The organism is Corynebacterium intestinale, assembly GCF_023574125.1.
Taxonomy (GTDB): domain Bacteria; phylum Actinomycetota; class Actinomycetes; order Mycobacteriales; family Mycobacteriaceae; genus Corynebacterium; species Corynebacterium hesseae.
Genome location: NZ_JAMKFF010000020.1, coordinates 1 through 1,543, shown reverse-complemented (window position 1 = coordinate 1,543; position 1,543 = coordinate 1). Strand labels below are relative to the sequence as shown.

Sequence of the window (1,543 nt, the reverse complement as noted above, 5' to 3'; positions counted from 1 at the left end):
TGTTCAGAAGACTGAAATGGTAGCGGTGTGGTGAGTATCTGGTAGCGCCTGAGTGAGTATCCGGTAGCGGTGTCTTACTCAGGCGTTGTTGGTGGTTATGTGTTGGTGGTGAGGCGCATGTTTGGTCCTTCGAGTGTGATGATCTCGGCGCCGGAGACGAGTCGGTTGAGGATTGACTCGGAGATCACGGCGTCGGGGATGGACTTGTACCACTCCAGTGGGGTGAATTGTGAGGTCACTATCGTTGAGACTTTGCCTTCTCGCCCGGCGAGGATGTTGAGAAGTTGGTGCGCGGTCGCGGCATCCACAGGTGTGGTCAGGAAGTCATCGAGGACCAGGACGTCGACGTCGTGGAGGTGCTGGATGAACTTCAGCCGTGCGGGGTCATCGGGTTGGAGGACTGCCAGTTCGGCGGCGAGCATGTCGGTGCGGTAGAACCGTGCGGAGTAGTCGTTGCGGCATGCTGCTGTGATCAGGGCTTGGGCGAGGTAGGTTTTGCCGACTGAGGATTTGCCCAGGATGACAATGTTTTGGCCCAGGTGGCACCATTGTCCGTGAGCGAGTCTGCTGACTTGCTCGGGGTTGATGTTGCGGTCAGGCGTGCAGACCACGTTTTCAAGGCAAGCATCAAGGTTTGGCGATCGGGATGCTTTTAGCAGTTTGTTGATGCGTCGTTCACGCCTGGCCGCGACTTCTTTATCGAGTGCGTAGAGCACCTTTTGGGAAAACGTCCATGCGTCGAATGCGGGATCGTTGGCGATGTCGATGACGCTTCTGCCGAAGGCAGTCATCCGCAGCGCGGTGAAGTCGGGCAGGACGGACTCGTCAAGGAAGCGATCTGCTGGCGGGGTTGGTGATGACATGGGCTTTTAGTGTCCTTTCTTAGCGAGGTTGTCCATGCTGAACTGGTCTGCACCGCCGAGAAACGCGCCGGTGGTATCCCGGTCGGTGATTGCAGGGGCGGTGGGCTGGTTGACTGTGGTGCTGCGCGGGGCCTGGTCTAACCCGCGGGGCCGGGTGGCGTGTTCTTTGCGTATGGCGGCCATCATGTTTTTGACCGCGGTATATGACACAGCCCGTCGGCTGCCGTCGTTGGCCATCAGGCGCTGGCATGCCTCTTCCAGGATTGGTTTGTTGCCGTGTTTGCCCATCGACAGCACGTTTCTACAGGACTGGTACGCCTGGGCCGGGATGGCTTTCGCCGCGATGAGTTCTTCGATGACCTTGCGTGTTGCCGGGCCGGTTTTGCTGGCTTCGCGATAAAAGTAGTCGCTTGTCCACAGCCCACGGGTGGAGTCCATTCCAGATGGAATGTGCTCATAGTCAGTGACATAGGCCCCACGCTTATGCGAAACCTGGTGGGTTGCCACGGTTGTCCCCTGGTCAAAGACGGTCAAGACCTGGCCTGTGATGCGCACATCGACAGTGCGGCCAACAAGCTGGTGCGGAACGGAGTAGCGCACCGTTGCAACCGTGATATGGAAATCCGGGGCTACTTTCGCACGCTTCCACTCGGTATGTTGCCACGGGGTTGCCGGCAGGT

Annotated in this window: 2 protein-coding genes; both read right to left on the bottom strand. The window is 58.5% G+C overall.

Annotated features, from left to right (window positions below):
* Positions 1-95 precede the first annotated feature (95 nt).
* Positions 96-863 carry an ATP-binding protein gene (locus M5J06_RS12335; protein ID WP_070624366.1) on the bottom strand — a complete coding sequence of 256 codons (768 nt, stop codon included), beginning with the start codon at positions 861-863 and terminating at the stop codon, positions 96-98.
* Between the two features lie 6 nt (positions 864-869).
* The coding region (locus M5J06_RS12330) for a Mu transposase domain-containing protein (RefSeq protein WP_437177596.1) at positions 870-1,543 on the bottom strand (674 nt) is incomplete at its 5' end.